General features: G+C 69.9%; 12 protein-coding genes. 11 read left to right on the top strand and 1 reads right to left on the bottom strand.

Annotated features, from left to right (window positions below):
• Positions 1-2 precede the first annotated feature (2 nt).
• From VQ065_RS11505 to VQ065_RS11460, 10 genes are all read left to right on the top strand, one after another.
• A complete protein-coding gene (locus VQ065_RS11505) occupies positions 3-1,445 on the top strand; it encodes an MFS transporter (protein WP_003110835.1) in 1,443 nt (480 codons plus the stop codon).
• Positions 1,446-1,486: 41 nt separating this feature from the next.
• On the top strand, positions 1,487-2,284 hold the full coding sequence (locus VQ065_RS11500) for an AraC family transcriptional regulator (RefSeq protein WP_014603676.1): 798 nt from the start codon (positions 1,487-1,489) through the stop codon (positions 2,282-2,284).
• A gap of 257 nt (positions 2,285-2,541) precedes the next feature.
• Positions 2,542-3,363, top strand: coding sequence for an ABC transporter substrate-binding protein (locus VQ065_RS11495; protein WP_003086755.1), 822 nt, complete (start codon positions 2,542-2,544; stop codon positions 3,361-3,363).
• A 58-nt stretch (positions 3,364-3,421) separates the two neighbouring features.
• Entirely contained in the window at positions 3,422-5,164 is a 1,743-nt protein-coding gene (gene lhpI, locus VQ065_RS11490; protein ID WP_014603675.1) for a cis-3-hydroxy-L-proline dehydratase, read from the top strand.
• Positions 5,164-5,829, top strand: coding sequence for an amino acid ABC transporter permease (locus tag VQ065_RS11485; protein WP_003086750.1), 666 nt, complete (start codon positions 5,164-5,166; stop codon positions 5,827-5,829). The genes lhpI and VQ065_RS11485 overlap by 1 nt, the downstream gene beginning before the upstream one ends.
• 10 nt (positions 5,830-5,839) lie before the next feature.
• Positions 5,840-6,484, top strand: coding sequence for an amino acid ABC transporter permease (locus VQ065_RS11480; protein ID WP_003086748.1), 645 nt, complete (start codon positions 5,840-5,842; stop codon positions 6,482-6,484).
• On the top strand, positions 6,481-7,203 hold the full coding sequence (locus VQ065_RS11475) for an amino acid ABC transporter ATP-binding protein (RefSeq protein WP_003086746.1): 723 nt from the start codon (positions 6,481-6,483) through the stop codon (positions 7,201-7,203). Before VQ065_RS11480 ends, VQ065_RS11475 begins: the two co-directional genes overlap by 4 nt.
• Positions 7,204-7,228: 25 nt before the next feature.
• Positions 7,229-8,263: a trans-3-hydroxy-L-proline dehydratase gene (locus VQ065_RS11470; protein ID WP_003086744.1), complete on the top strand. Its 1,035-nt coding sequence runs from the start codon at positions 7,229-7,231 to the stop codon at positions 8,261-8,263.
• A 150-nt stretch (positions 8,264-8,413) separates the two neighbouring features.
• Positions 8,414-9,331: a dihydrodipicolinate synthase family protein gene (locus tag VQ065_RS11465; RefSeq protein WP_014603674.1), complete on the top strand. Its 918-nt coding sequence runs from the start codon at positions 8,414-8,416 to the stop codon at positions 9,329-9,331.
• Between the two features lie 92 nt (positions 9,332-9,423).
• A complete protein-coding gene (locus VQ065_RS11460) occupies positions 9,424-11,004 on the top strand; it encodes an aldehyde dehydrogenase (NADP(+)) (protein WP_014603673.1) in 1,581 nt (526 codons plus the stop codon).
• A gap of 103 nt (positions 11,005-11,107) precedes the next feature.
• Here the strand turns inward: VQ065_RS11460 and lhpD are convergent, their stop codons facing one another.
• Positions 11,108-12,112 carry a bifunctional delta(1)-pyrroline-2-carboxylate/delta(1)-piperideine-2-carboxylate reductase gene (lhpD, locus tag VQ065_RS11455; RefSeq protein WP_003082545.1) on the bottom strand — a complete coding sequence of 335 codons (1,005 nt, stop codon included), beginning with the start codon at positions 12,110-12,112 and terminating at the stop codon, positions 11,108-11,110.
• Between the two features lie 239 nt (positions 12,113-12,351).
• Between lhpD and VQ065_RS11450 the strand changes: the two genes are divergently transcribed.
• A complete protein-coding gene (locus tag VQ065_RS11450; protein ID WP_003086739.1) occupies positions 12,352-13,977 on the top strand; it encodes a methyl-accepting chemotaxis protein in 1,626 nt (541 codons plus the stop codon).

The raw sequence follows: 13,977 nt of genomic DNA, 5'->3' as shown, positions 1-13,977 counted from the left end.
CCATGCCCAGCACCGTCTCGTCGTCGCGGCTCGGCCTCGCCGGGCTCTGCATCCTGCTGGCGGGGCAACTGTTGCCGATGATCGATTTCTCCATCGTCAACGTCGCCCTCGACGCCCTCGCCCATTCCCTCGGCGCCAGCGAAACCGAACTGGAACTGATCGTCGCCGTCTACGGCGTGGCCTTCGCCGTGTGCCTGGCGATGGGCGGCCGGCTTGGCGACAACTACGGCCGTCGCCGCCTGTTCGATCTCGGCGTCGCCCTGTTCGCCGTCGCCTCGTTGCTTTGCGGGCTGGCCGGTTCGGTCTGGCTGCTGCTGGTGGCGCGCGCCCTGCAGGGCGTCGGCGCGGCGCTGATCGTGCCGCAGATTCTCGCCACCCTGCATGTCAGCCTCAGCGGCCACGCGCATTCCCGCGCGCTGGCCGCCTACGGCGCCATCGGCGGCCTGGCCTTCGTCGTCGGCCAGGTGCTCGGCGGCTTCCTGGTCTCCGCCGATATCGGCGGCCTCGGCTGGCGCAGCGTGTTCCTGATCAACCTGCCGATCTGCCTCGGCATTCTCCTTTGCAGCCGCCGCTGGGTACCGGAGACCCGCGCCGAGCATGCCGCCCGCGTCGACGCGCCGGGCACCCTGCTGCTCGCCGCGCTGATCCTCTGCCTGCTGCTGCCGCTGGCTCTCGGCCCATCGCTGCACTGGTCCTGGCCCTGCGCCCTGCTGCTGGCGGCGGCGGTGCCGCTGCTGGCCTGGCTGTGGCGCACCGAGCTGCGCCAGGAACGCCGCCAGGCCTGGCCGTTGCTGCCGCCGTCGCTGCTGCGCCTGCCGAGCATCCGCTTCGGCCTGTTGCTGGCGATCCTGTTCTTCGCCTGCTGGAGCGGCTTCATGTTCGCCCTTGCCCTGGCCCTGCAGGCCGGCGCCGGTCTCTCGCCGGTGCAGGCCGGCAATGCCTTCATCGCCCTCGGCGCTTCCTACTTCGTCTCGGCGCTGCTCACCGCCCGGGTGGCGGCGCGGATCGGCCCGGTACGCCTGCTGCTGCTCGGCTGCGTCATCCAGATGTGCGGCCTGCTCGGCCTGATGCTGACCCTGCAACGGGTCTGGCCGCAGCCGGGCATCCTCAACCTGGCGCCGGCGACCCTGGTGATCGGCTTCGGCCAGGCGTTCATCGTCAGCAGCTTCTTCCGCATCGGCCTCTCGGAGGTGCCGACCGCCCAGGCCGGCGCCGGCAGCGCCATGCTCGCCACCGTCCAGCAGGCCTCCCTCGGCCTCGGCTCGGCGCTGCTCGGCGCGGTGTTCGCGCACAGGCTGGAGCGCCATGGCGACTACCTGGAAGCGACGCAGACGACCCTGGCCGTCGAGTTCGTCCTGATGACGCTGCTGCTCGGCGCCACCTGCCTCTTCTACCTGCGCCGCGTGCGCACGGTGCCATTGCGCTGCGACTCGCCGGGCAACTGAGGCGCGCGGCCGGGCCCTGTTCCCGGCCGCCGGCGCCCCGTATGCTGGCGCGGTCCCCCAGCCAGGCCTTCGCCCCGATGCACGACCTGCTCGCCGCCCCGCCCCCCGCCGACCTCGCCAGCCTGCTGGTCAGCCTGCGCCAGGTCGAGGCGCTGCTCGACGCCATGCCCGGCGTGGTGTTCTTCGTCAAGGACGAGCGCGCCCGCTACGTCCTGGTCAACCGCACCCTGGCACGCCGCTGCGGCGTGAAGGACAAGGCCGAACTGCTCGGCCGCAGCGCCGACGAGGTCTTCCCTTCCAGCCTCGGTCCGCTCTATGCCGAGCAGGATCGGCGCGTGCTGCGCGGCGGCGCGACGCTGGAGAACCAGTTGGAGCTGCACCTCTATCCCGGTCGCCAGCCGGGCTGGTGCCTGACCCACAAGCAGGCGCTGCGCGATGCCGACGGGGCGATCATCGGCATGGCCGGCATCTCCCACGACCTGCCGGCGGCGCAGTCGGCGCACCCGGCCTACGGGCGGCTGGCGGCGGTGGACGCGCATATCCGCGAGCACTACGACCAGCCGCTCAGCCTCGCCGATCTCACCGCCATCGCCGGGCTCTCGGTGGCGCAACTGGAGCGTCACTGCAAGCGCATCTTCCAGCTCACCCCACGGCAGATGATCCACAAGGCGCGGCTCGGCGCCGCCTCGCAACTGCTCGCCGGCGACGCGCCGATCACCGAGATCGCCCTGCGCTGCGGCTACACCGACCACAGCGCCTTCAGCCGCCAGTTCAAGGCGCTCACCGGACTCTCGCCGAGCCAGTACCGCGAGACCCATCGCCAGCCCCGAAAAGCGTAACGCCTCGCCCCGCCACGGGGCGGCGGTAGCAATCCTGCTCCCTTTTGTAACACCGCCGGCCGCGCCCGAGCGGGGCGCAGTCCGGCGCGGCATGGCACAGCGACGCGCCAGCCAAAGCGGTCGCGCTCCAGCGAAAGGTTTTTTATCGGCGTCGGACGAGGTTCTGGCACAGCCATTGCTCACTCAAAATATCGTATACGAAATCACAAATACGGGATTTGCCGCCCTCCCACTCAACCGCATCGCCAGAGGCCCCCATGAATACCAAGAAGACCCTTGCCCTAGCCCTCACCGCTGCCCTGGGCTGTTCCCTCGCCGGTCTCGCCCAGGCCGACAAGCTCGACGACATCATCGAGTCCGGCAAGCTGCGCTGCGCCGTCACCCTGGACTTTCCGCCGATGGGCTCGCGCGATGCGCAGAACAACCCGGTGGGCTTCGACGTCGATTACTGCCACGACCTGGCGAAGGCCCTGGACGTCAAGGCGGAGATCGTCGAGACGCCCTTTCCCGACCGCATCCCGGCGCTGGTGTCGGGTCGCGCCGACGTGATCGTCGCGTCCACCTCGGACACCCTGGAGCGGGCCAAGACCATCGGCATGAGCATCCCCTACTTCGCCTTCGTCAAGGTGGTACTGACCCGCGAGGACACCGGCATCGCCAGCTACGAGGACCTCAAGGGCCGCCCGGTCGGCGGCACCGCCGGCACCTTCGAGGCGCTGGCCCTGGAGAAGGACAGCAAGGCCTGGGGCGACGCCAAGGGCAGCTTCCGCGCCTACCAGTCCGAGGCCGACACCGCCCTGGCGATCAGCCAGGGGCATATCGACGCCACGGTCGTCTCTTCCACCGTCGCCGCCTCGTGGATCAAGTCGGGCAAGTACAAGGGCCTGAAGATCGCCGGTGACGCGCCCTATGACATCGACTACGTGGCCCTCGGCGCCAAGCGCAACGAATACGGCCTGCTCAACTACCTGAACCTGTTCATCAACCAGCAGGTGCGCACCGGCCGCTACGCCGAGCTGGCGCAGAAATGGGTCGGCGGCACGGCGCCGGAGCTGACCACCAGCGCGGTCTACCGCTGAAGCCGAGGGCGCGGTCCGCCGTCGGGCCGCGCCGTTTCCCCCCGTCCTGGATGCGCCGATGAAGCACGCACACCTCATCGTTCCCCGTACCCTGGTCGCCGGCAGCGCGTCCGGCGAACTGCTGTACGCACCGACCGGCCTGAGCTTCTGGGGCGGCGTCGACCCGCGCAGCGCGGAAGTGATCGACCGTCACCACCCGCTCAGCGGCCGCCATCTACACGGCAGGCTGCTGGCGATTCCCGGTGGGCGCGGCTCCTGTACCGGCAGCAGCGTACTGCTGGAACTGATCCTCGGCGGACGTGCGCCGGCGGCGATCCTCCTGCGCGAACCGGACGAAATCCTCGCCCTCGGCGCGATCGTCGCCGAGGAACTGTTCGGCCGCTCGCTACCCATCGCCTGTCTCGGCGAGCGCTTCGACGAACTCGCCGCCTATCCCTGGGCGCGCCTGGCCGACGGACGCCTGGAACTCCACCGCGATGCCCCGCCGCCGCTGGAGGCCCGACCCGCCGAAGCGCTGGCGACCGATGCCGGCCCGCGACTGGACGCCTTCGACCAGGCCCTGCTCGCCGGCGAACACGGCGAAGCCGCGCGCCTGGCGATGCGCATCGTCCTGCGCATGGCGGCGTTGCAGGGCGCGCAACGGCTGGTCGAGATCCAGCGCGCGCACATCGACGCTTGCATCTACACCGGCCCGGCCGGCCTGCGCTTCGCCGAGACCCTGCGCGACCTCGGTGCCCGGGTGCGGGTACCGACCACCCTCAACGCCATCTCCGTGGACCAGCGCCGCTGGCGCGAACAGGGCGTACCCGCCGCCCTCGGCGAGCCAGCCGCGGCCCTGGCCCAGGCCTATCTCGACATGGGCGCGCAGCCCAGCTTCACCTGCGCGCCCTACCTGCTCGACGACAGCGCGCGTGCCGGCGAACAGATCGTCTGGGCCGAGTCCAACGCGGTGCTCTTCGCCAACAGCGTGCTCGGCGCACGCACCAACAAGTACGCCGACTTCATGGATATCTGCTGCGCCCTCACCGGTCGCGCGCCGCTGGCCGGCTGCCACCTCGACGAGCAGCGCCAGGCGCGGGTACTGATCGAAGTGGAAGACCTCGGCAGCGTCGACGATGCCTTCTACCCTACCCTCGGCTACCTCTGCGGCCTGCTCTGCGACGGACAGATCCCGGCGATCGACGGCCTGCGGCAGCGGCAGCCGGACCGCAACGCGCTCAAGGCCTTCGGCGCGGCGCTGGGCACCAGTTCCTCGGTGCCGATGTTCCACGTCATCGGCGTCACCCCGGAAGCCCCTGACCTGGCCAGCGCCTTCGGCGGCCGCGCGCCGCGGCGGACCCTGCGGGTCGGTCGCGAGCGCCTGCGCGACGCCTGGCGCGAGCTGGACAGCGCCGGCGAGACGCGGATCGACCTGGTGGCGCTGGGCAACCCGCACTTCTCCGCCAGCGAATTCGCCCAGCTCGCCGCGCTCTGCCACGGCCGCCGCAGACACCCGGAGGTAGCGCTGGTGATCACCAGCAGCCGGCAGGTCGTCGCCCAGGCCGAAGCGGCCGGGCACCTGGCGACGCTGCGGGCGTTCGGCGCGCGGCTGGTCACCGACACCTGCTGGTGCATGCTCGACGAACCGCTGGTGCCGCCGGGCGCGCGCACCCTGATGACCAACTCCGCCAAGTATGCCCACTACGCCCCCGGACTGGTCGGCCGCCAGGTGCGCTTCGCCAGCCTCGCCGGCTGCGTCGAGGCCGCCGTCGGCGGACGGGCCCCCGCCGGGCTGCCCGCCTGGCTGAGCGAGGACTGCTGATGTTCGACTACACCTTCCACTGGCGCTCGGCGTTCAACGCCCTGCCGGAGATGCTCGCCGGCAGCCTGGTGACGCTCCAGGTCACCGCGCTGTCGATGCTCTTCGGCATCCTCATCGCCCTGCTCCTGGCCTTCGCCCGGCTCGGCGGCAACCGCCCGCTGCGCGCCGCCGCCGGAGCCTGGATCTCCATCGCGCGGAATACCCCGGCGCTATTCCAGATCTACATCCTCTACTTCGGCCTGGGCTCCTTCGGCCTGCACGTCAGTTCCTGGTTCGCCCTGCTCGCCGGGGTCACCTTCAACAACGCCGGCTACCTCGCCGAGACCTTCCGCGGCGGCCTCCAGGCGGTGCCCGAGACCCAGCTGCGGGCGGCCCGCTCGCTGGGCATGAGCGCGCCGCAGGCCTATCGCCTGGTGGTGATCCCGCAACTGCTGCGGGTGGTGTTCTACCCGCTGACCAACCAGTTGGTCTGGGCCATGCTGATGACCTCCCTCGGCGTGGTGGTGGGCCTGACCAACGACCTCACCGGCGTCACCCAGGCGCTCAACGTCAAGACCTTCCGCACCTTCGAATACTTCGCCCTGGCCGCCGTCCTCTACTTCGCCATGGCCAAGCTGCTGGTGCTGGCCGCCCGCCTGCTGGGCTGGCGCCTGTTCCGTTACTGAGGGGAATGCCGTGTTCACCACCAGCCTCACCGCCAACGACCTGCTGTTCCTCCTGCAAGGCGCCTGGACCACCCTCGCCATCACCGCCATGGCGATGCTGATCGGCACCCTGCTGGGTGTCGTCTTCGGCCTGCTCCGCGCCCTGCTGCCACGCGCCAGCCTGCCGCTGGCGGCGCTGCTCGACGTATTCCGCAGCGTGCCGCTGCTGATCCAGTTCGTCCTGCTCAATTCCTTCAAGAGCATCCTCGGCCTCGACTGGAGCGCCTTCGCCGTGGCCTGCCTGGTGCTCGGCGTGTACGCCGCCGCCTACTGCACCGAGGTGGTCCGCGGCGGCGTCTTCTCGGTACCGCCGAGCGTGCGCCGGGCGGCGCGTTCGCTGGGCCTGAGCTATCGCCAGGACCTGTTCCACATCGTCCTGCCGATGGCCGCCCGGGTGGCCTTCCCCGGCTGGGTCAACCTGACCCTGTCGGTGATGAAGGACACCTCGCTGGTGCTCTGGATCGGCATCGTCGAACTGCTGCGCGCCTCGCAGACCATCGTCACGCGCATCCAGGAACCGCTCTTCGTGCTCTGCATCGCGGGGCTCGTCTATTACCTCATGAGCTGGGTGGTCGCGCGACTCGGCGCCCGGCTGGAACGGAGATGGCAGCAATGATCGAGATCAGCGGTGTGCACAAGGCCTACGGCCAGTTCGAGGTGGTCAAGGGCGTCGACCTGAGGGTGGACAAGGGCGAGGTGCTGTCGATCATCGGCGGCTCCGGTTCCGGCAAGTCGACCCTGCTGATGTGCATCAACGGCCTGGAGCCGATCCAGCGCGGCAGCATCCGCGTCGACGGCATCGACGTGCATGCCCGCGGCACCGACCTCAACCGCCTGCGGCGGAAGATCGGCATCGTCTTCCAGCAGTGGAACGCCTTCCCCCACCTGACCGTGCTGGAAAACGTCATGCTCGCGCCGCGCAAGGTGCTCGGCAAGAGCCGCGCCGAAGCCGAGGCGATGGCGCTGAAGCAACTTACCCACGTCGGTCTCGGCGACAAGCTCAAGGTCTTCCCCCAGCGCCTTTCCGGCGGCCAGCAACAGCGCATGGCGATCGCCCGGGCGCTGGCGATGTCGCCGGACTACATGCTGTTCGACGAAGCCACCTCGGCACTCGACCCGCAGTTGGTCGGCGAGGTGCTGGACACCATGCGCCTGCTCGCCGAGGAAGGCATGACCATGGTCCTGGTCACCCACGAGATCCGCTTCGCCCGCGACGTGTCCGACCGGGTGGCGTTCTTCCGCAATGGCCTGGTCCACGAGATCGGCACCCCCGACCAGGTGATCGGCAACCCGCAGCGGCCGGAGACGGTGGAATTCCTCCGCTCGGTGCTCTGAGCCCGCCCCCGCACAGGAGATAGCCATGCGTTCGCAGCGGATCGTCCACATCGTCAGTTGCCATGCTGAAGGCGAGGTCGGCGACGTGATCGTCGGCGGCGTCGCCGCGCCGCCCGGCGCCACCCTCTGGGAACAGTCGCGCTGGATCGCCAGAGACCAGGACCTGCGCAACTTCGTCCTCAACGAACCGCGCGGCGGGGTGTTCCGCCACGTCAACCTGCTGGTGCCGGCCAAGGACCTGCGCGCGCAGATGGGCTGGATCATCATGGAGCCGGCCGACACCCCGCCGATGTCCGGTTCCAATTCGCTGTGCGTGGCCACCGTGCTACTCGACAGCGGCATCCTGCCGATGCGCGAACCGCTGACCCGGCTGCTGCTGGAAGCGCCGGGCGGGCTGATCGAGGCCCGCGCGGAATGCCGCGACGGCAAGGCCGAGCGGGTGGAAATCCGCAACGTGCCGTCGTTCGCCGACCGCCTCGACGCCTGGATCGAAGTCGAGGGCCTCGGCTCGCTACAGGTCGACACCGCCTACGGCGGCGACAGCTTCGTCATCGCCGACGCCCGGCGCCTGGGCTTCGCCCTGCGCGCCGACGAGGCCGCCGAGCTGGTCGCCACCGGCTTGAAGATCACCCACGCGGCCAACGAACAACTGGGCTTCCGCCACCCGACCAGCCCGGACTGGGACCATCTGTCCTTCTGCCAGCTGGCCGCGCCGCCGGAGCGCCGCGACGGTGTCCTCGGCGCGAGCAACGCGGTGGTCATCCGCCCCGGCAAGATCGACCGCTCGCCCTGCGGCACCGGCTGCTCGGCGCGGATGGCGGTGCTCCAGGCGAAAGGCCAGCTGCGGGTCGGCGAACGCTTCGTCGGGCGCTCCATCATCGGTTCGGAATTCCACTGCCACATCGAGTCGCTGACCGAACTCGGCGGCCGTCCGGCGATCCTGCCGTGCCTGTCCGGGCGCGCCTGGATCACCGGCATCCACCAGTACCTGCTCGACCCGGACGATCCCTGGCCGCAAGGCTATCGGCTGTCCGACACCTGGCCCGGCGGCCACTGCTGACCACCCCGATCGACCGCAGGCAGCGGCCGGGCGGAAACCGATCCGGCGCGTACCGGATCGCCCACGACGGCGAACGCTGCCGTCGCCCTGTGACTCGGACCGCAGCGGTCCGATTGAATTCGTATACGAAATACGAAAAAAGGAGAAACCATGAGCAAGCACGTCAACTGGAGCGGCGTATTCCCCGCGGTCACCACCCAATTCAACGCCGATTTCTCGGTGAACCTGGAGGAAACCCACACGGTCATTTCCAACCTGGTGCGCGACGGCGTGTCCGGGCTGGTGGTATGCGGCAGCGTCGGCGAGAACACCTCGCTGACCATCGAGGAGAAGATGGCCGTCACCGAGGTCGCCAAGGATGCCTCCGGCGGCCGCGTGCCGGTGATCTGCGGGATCGCCGAGTTCACCAGCGCCGGCGCGGCGAAGGTGGCCAAGGCGGTGGAGCGGGTCGGCGTCGACGGCATCATGGTGATGCCGGCGCTGGTCTATTCCTCCAAGCCGCACGAGACCGCCGAGCATTTCCGCAGCGTGGCCAGCGGCACCGACCTGCCGGTGATGGTCTACAACAACCCGCCGATCTACCGGAACGACGTCACCCCGGACATCCTGGTTTCCCTGGCCGACTGCGAGAACATCGTCTGCTTCAAGGACAGCTCCGGCGACACCCGCCGCTTCATCGACGTACGCAACCAGGTGGGCGAGCGCTTCATCCTCTTCGCCGGCCTCGACGACGTGGTCCTGGAAAGCGTGGCGGTGGGCGCCCAGGGCTGGATCTCGGGAATGTCCAACGTGTTCCCGAAGGAAGGCGAGACCATCTTCCGCCTGGCCAGGGCCGGGCGCTTCGCCGAGGCGATGCCGATCTACGAGTGGCTGATGCCGATCCTCCATCTCGACGCCCGTCCCGACCTGGTGCAGTGCATCAAGCTCTGCGAGCAACTCGCCGGTCGCGGCAGCGCCCTCACCCGTCCACCGCGCCTGGCCCTGCGCGGCGCCGATCGCGAGCACGTGGAGCGGATCATGGCCAAGGCCCTGGCCAGCCGGCCGGCGCTGCCGAACGTCGGCTTGTAGCCAACGCCGCGCCCTCGCCGCCTCGCTCCCCGGGGAGCGGCCGGCGAGGGCCAGCGGCAGAGCATTCCGTCCACCGTCCCCAGGGAGGCCCCATGCCCAGCATCCTCGGTCACAATTACGTCGGCGGCGCTCGCAGCGCCGCCGGCAACCTCATCCTGCGCAGCCTCGACGCCGACAGCGGCGAAGCGCTGCCCTACGCCTTCGTCCAGGCCACCGCGGCGGAGGTCGACGCCGCCGCCCGCGCCGCCGAACGCGCCTATCCACACTACCGGCAACTGTCCGCCACGCGCCGCGCCGGATTCCTCGAGGCGATCGCCTCGCGCCTCGACGCCCTGGGCGACGACTTCGTCGCCCTGGTCCGTCGCGAGACCGCGCTGCCCGCCGTACGCATCCAGGGCGAACGGACACGTACCGCCAACCAGTTGCGGCTGTTCGCCGAAGTCCTGCGGCGTGGCGACTTCCACGGCGCGCGCATCGATCGCGGACAACCCGGGCGTACCCCGCCGCGCCCCGACCTGCGCCAGTGGCGAATCGGTCTCGGCCCGGTGGCGGTGTTCGGTGCCAGCAACTTCCCGCTGGCCTTTTCCACCGCCGGCGGCGACAGCGCCGCCGCCCTGGCCGCCGGCTGTCCGGTGGTGGTCAAGGCCCACGGCGGACACATGGCCACAGCCGAATGCGTGGCCGACGCGATCCTCCAGGCGGCGGCCGACAGCGGCATGCCGGACGGGGTATTCAACATGGTCTACGGCAACGGCGTCGGCGAGGCGCTGGTGCGCCATCCGGCCATCCGCGCGGTCGGCTTCACCGGTTCGCTCAAGGGCGGGCGCGCACTGTGCGACCTGGCAGCGGCGCGGCCGCAGCCGATCCCGGTGTTCGCCGAGATGAGCAGCATCAATCCGCTGGTGGTGCTCCCCGAAGCCCTGCGCCGGCGCGGCCGCCAGGTGGCGGAGGAGCTGGCCGCCTCGGTGACGCTCGGCTGCGGCCAGTTCTGCACCAAGCCGGGCCTGGTGCTTGGCCTGCGCTCCCCCGGCTTCGACGCCTTCGTCGCGGCCCTGGGCGAGGCACTGGCCGCCAGGCCGGCACAGAGCATGCTCAACGCCGGTACCTTGCGCAGCTATATCGAAGGACTGCAACGCCTGGAGCGCCATCCCGGCATCCGGCGCCTGGCCGGCGCGCCACAGGAAGGACGGCAGGCCCATCCGCAGTTGTTCAAGGCCGACGTAGGCCTGTTGCTGGAAGGCGACGAACTGCTCCAGGAAGAGGTGTTCGGCCCGGCCACCGTGGTCGTCGAGGCGGCCGACGAGGAACAGCTTGCCCGCGCGCTGGACAACCTGCACGGCCAGTTGACGGCGACCCTGATCGGCGAAGCGGACGATCTCGCGGCGTTCGCCGGGCTGGTCCCGCTGCTCGAACGCAAGGCCGGGCGCCTGCTATTCAACGGCTATCCGACCGGCGTCGAGGTGTGCGACGCCATGGTCCACGGCGGCCCCTACCCGGCCACCTCCGACGCTCGCGGCACCTCGGTGGGAACCCTGGCCATCGAACGCTTCCTGCGCCCGCTGTGCTACCAGGACTACCCCGACAGCCTGCTCCCGGACGCCCTGAAGAACGCCAACCCGCTGGGCCTGCTGCGCCTGGTCGATGGCCGGAGCACGCGCGAGGCCCTGGATTGAGCACGCCTGGAAGCCTGGATGGCGGATAACGCCGTTGGCGCTATCCGCCCTACGCAGTCGTCCTCGTTGCGCCACGCTGTCCGGTCGGCCCCTCGCCTTGCGCTCACTCCAGCAACGCCAGCAGCTCCCGGTGCAACGCCTCGGGAATCGTCACGCCGTCCCTGGCGCTGCGTTCGCGCGCTTCGAAGCGTCGCTGCGAGGGCAAGCGCGCGCCCTGTTCGACGATGCCTTCGAACAGCGTCTCGGCGCGCGCCAGGTGCTCCTCCGCCGAGGCGCCGAGCATGCGCCGCGGATCGATGGCGATCAGCAGTTCGCCACCGTAGGGAGAAGAACGGCTGCCCTCGTCGTAGGCCAGCGACTCGGCACTGGTCAGGTCGCCGATCAGCGGACCGGCGAGCAGTTCGACCATCGCCGCCAGGGCCGAGCCCTTGTGCCCGCCGAAAGTAAGCATGGCGCCTCGCAACGCGGCGCTGGCATCGGTGGTCGGCTCGCCCTGCTCGTCCACCCCCCAGCCCAGCGGGATCGGCTTGCCGGCGCGTTCGTGCAACTGGATCTCGCCACGCGCCACGGCGCTGGTGGCGAAGTCGAAGACGAACGGCGGGCCGTCCGGACGCGGCCAGCCAAAGGCGATCGGGTTGGTGCCGAAGATCGGCTTGCGTCCGCCCGCCGGCGCCACCCAGGCATGACTCGGCGTGGTCGCCAGGGCCACCAGGCCCGCCTCGGTGAGTGCCTCGACCTCAACCCATAGCGCGGAGAAATGCACACAGCGGTTCACCGCCATCGCCGCGATACCCTGGCTGCGGGCCTTCTCCAGCAGATGCGGCAGCCCCAGCCGGAATGCGCACTGGGAGAACCCGCCATGGGCGTCGACCCGCAGCAGGCCGGGAGCGATGTCGTGCAGTTCCGGCTCGGCGTCGGCGGATACCTTGCCGGCCTTCAGGGTGGCGATGCAGCCGAGCAACCGCCAGATACCGTGGGACGCGCATTCGTCACGCTCCCCCGCCACCAGGGTATCGGCCACCGCCTGTACATGGGCTTCGCTGAAAGCGTGCCGGCGCAGGATGCGCACGGCCAGCTCGCGGACCTCGTCCAGCGTCATTCGGATCACGGGCTTCTCCTTGTTCGACCAATCCCTAGGGTGGCCTGCCGCGACAGCCTTCTCTTGACCTCAATCGACCCGGAGCATGCCGAAAACGGCACAACCGGCTCGAGCACATCGAAAACTTACAGAAAATTCCTAGCAATCATGTAGGGCAATTCCAAATAGCCCCGCAGCCCCTCAAGAAACCCCTCCGCGCCCCGCTACAGGGCCAAGCACCTTCCCACAGCCCGGTCGGAGACCACCCCATGCTTCTTCGTCGTATCGCCATCACCCCACGCGCCGTCATCGGCTTCGCCATCCTCGCCTCGCTGCTGGTGGCGCTCGGCCTCTTCGCGCACAACCGCATGGGTTCGCTGAACCGCGCCGCCAGGGATATCGGCGAGGTCTGGCTGCCCAGCGTCGAAGCCTCGGCCCAGCTCAGCGGCCTGATGAGCGAACTGCGCCTCGGCGAGATGAACCACGTGCTGCTGCACGACGCCACGCGCATGCGCCAGCAGGAACAACGGATGGACGAGGTCATCGCTACCCTCGCCAGGGTGGAAAGGGAATACCGCCCCTTGCTGGTCCTGGACGAGGAGCGCGCGTTGCTCGACCAGTTCGTCCAGCGCCAGCAGGAATACCTCGAAGGACACGCCGCCCTGCTCGCGCTGTCCCGTGACAACCGTACCGACGAAGCCAGCGTGCTGATGGGCGGGGCCCAGTTGCAGCGCTACGAGCAGGTGCAGCGGACCCTGAAGCAACTCATCGCCCTCGACCGCGAGGCCGCCCGCGCCTCCACCGCCGAAGCCGCCGATGTCTACTCCCGGGCCTCCACCGCGATCCTCGCGGTGCTGCTGGTGGCCCTGGCGGCCAGCGTGACGATCGCCTGGCTGCTGACCCGCAGCATCGTCGTGCCGATCCGCCAGGCGGTGTCCTGCGCCGACCGCATCGCGGCCCGCGACCTGACCGGCGAGATCGCCAGCGACGGCGACGACGAGCCGGCGCAACTGATGAAGGCCATGCGCAGCATGCAGGCCAGCCTGCACGACACCATCGAGCAGATCGACGATTCCGCCGCGCTGCTGGCCGCCGCTGCCGAGCAACTGAACGCGGTGACCGAGGAAGGCAACCGGTCGCTGGCCCGGCAGAACGATGAGATCGAGATGGCCGCCACCGCGGTCAACGAAATGAGCGCGGCGGTCGAGGAGGTCGCGCGCAACGCCAGCTCCACCGCCGAGGCCTCCAGTCTCTCGGAACGGGCCGCCGGCAACGGCCGCGCACGGGTCGGACAGACCGTCCGCTCGATCCGCCAGATGAACACCGAGATCGGCCAGACTGCGCGCCTGGTGGAGGGCCTGGCCAGCCAGGCGCAGGATATCGGCAAGGTGCTCGACGTGATCCGCGCCATCGCCGAGCAGACCAACCTCCTCGCCCTCAATGCCGCCATCGAGGCCGCCCGCGCCGGCGAGCAGGGCCGCGGATTCGCGGTGGTCGCCGACGAAGTGCGCGCCCTCGCCCACCGCACCCAGCAATCGACCCATGAGATCGAAGGCATGATCGCCAGCGTCCGCGAGGGCACCGACACCGCGGTGTCCGCGATGCGCGAGAACGACCAGCGCGCCCGGCAGATGCTCGACGAGGCCGAGGCCGCCGACCACGCCCTGGGCGAGATCGCCGAGCACGCCACGCGGATCAACGAGCGCACCCTGGTGATCGCCAGCGCTGCCGAGGAGCAGGCCCACGTCGCCCGCGAGGTCGATCGCAACCTGGTGAACATCCGCGACGTTGCCGTGCAGACCACCCAGGGCGCCGAGCAGACCCGCCGCGCCAGCCACGAGCTGTCGCGCCTGGCCAACGACCTCAAGGGCATGATCGGTCGCTTCGTGGTCTGA

This window comes from Pseudomonas sp. KBN10P06128 (genome assembly GCF_037574945.1).
GTDB classification, from domain to species: domain Bacteria; phylum Pseudomonadota; class Gammaproteobacteria; order Pseudomonadales; family Pseudomonadaceae; genus Pseudomonas; species Pseudomonas aeruginosa.
Note: the sequence above shows the minus strand (reverse complement) of the source record. Positions and strands in the feature narration are given on the sequence as shown.

Bases quoted from the DNA above. Each gene is read 5' to 3' on its own strand.
- VQ065_RS11500 (WP_014603676.1), top strand. From the start codon at position 1,487: ATGCTGGCGCGGTCCCCCAGCCAGGCCTTCGCCCCGATGCACGACCTG.
- VQ065_RS11460 (WP_014603673.1), top strand. From the start codon at position 9,424: ATGCCCAGCATCCTCGGTCACAATTACGTCGGCGGCGCTCGCAGCGCC.
- lhpI (WP_014603675.1), top strand. From the start codon at position 3,422: ATGAAGCACGCACACCTCATCGTTCCCCGTACCCTGGTCGCCGGCAGC.
- VQ065_RS11465 (WP_014603674.1), top strand. From the start codon at position 8,414: ATGAGCAAGCACGTCAACTGGAGCGGCGTATTCCCCGCGGTCACCACC.
- VQ065_RS11505 (WP_003110835.1), top strand. From the start codon at position 3: ATGCCCAGCACCGTCTCGTCGTCGCGGCTCGGCCTCGCCGGGCTCTGC.
- VQ065_RS11475 (WP_003086746.1), top strand. From the start codon at position 6,481: ATGATCGAGATCAGCGGTGTGCACAAGGCCTACGGCCAGTTCGAGGTG.
- VQ065_RS11450 (WP_003086739.1), top strand. From the start codon at position 12,352: ATGCTTCTTCGTCGTATCGCCATCACCCCACGCGCCGTCATCGGCTTC.
- VQ065_RS11470 (WP_003086744.1), top strand. From the start codon at position 7,229: ATGCGTTCGCAGCGGATCGTCCACATCGTCAGTTGCCATGCTGAAGGC.
- VQ065_RS11485 (WP_003086750.1), top strand. From the start codon at position 5,164: ATGTTCGACTACACCTTCCACTGGCGCTCGGCGTTCAACGCCCTGCCG.
- VQ065_RS11495 (WP_003086755.1), top strand. From the start codon at position 2,542: ATGAATACCAAGAAGACCCTTGCCCTAGCCCTCACCGCTGCCCTGGGC.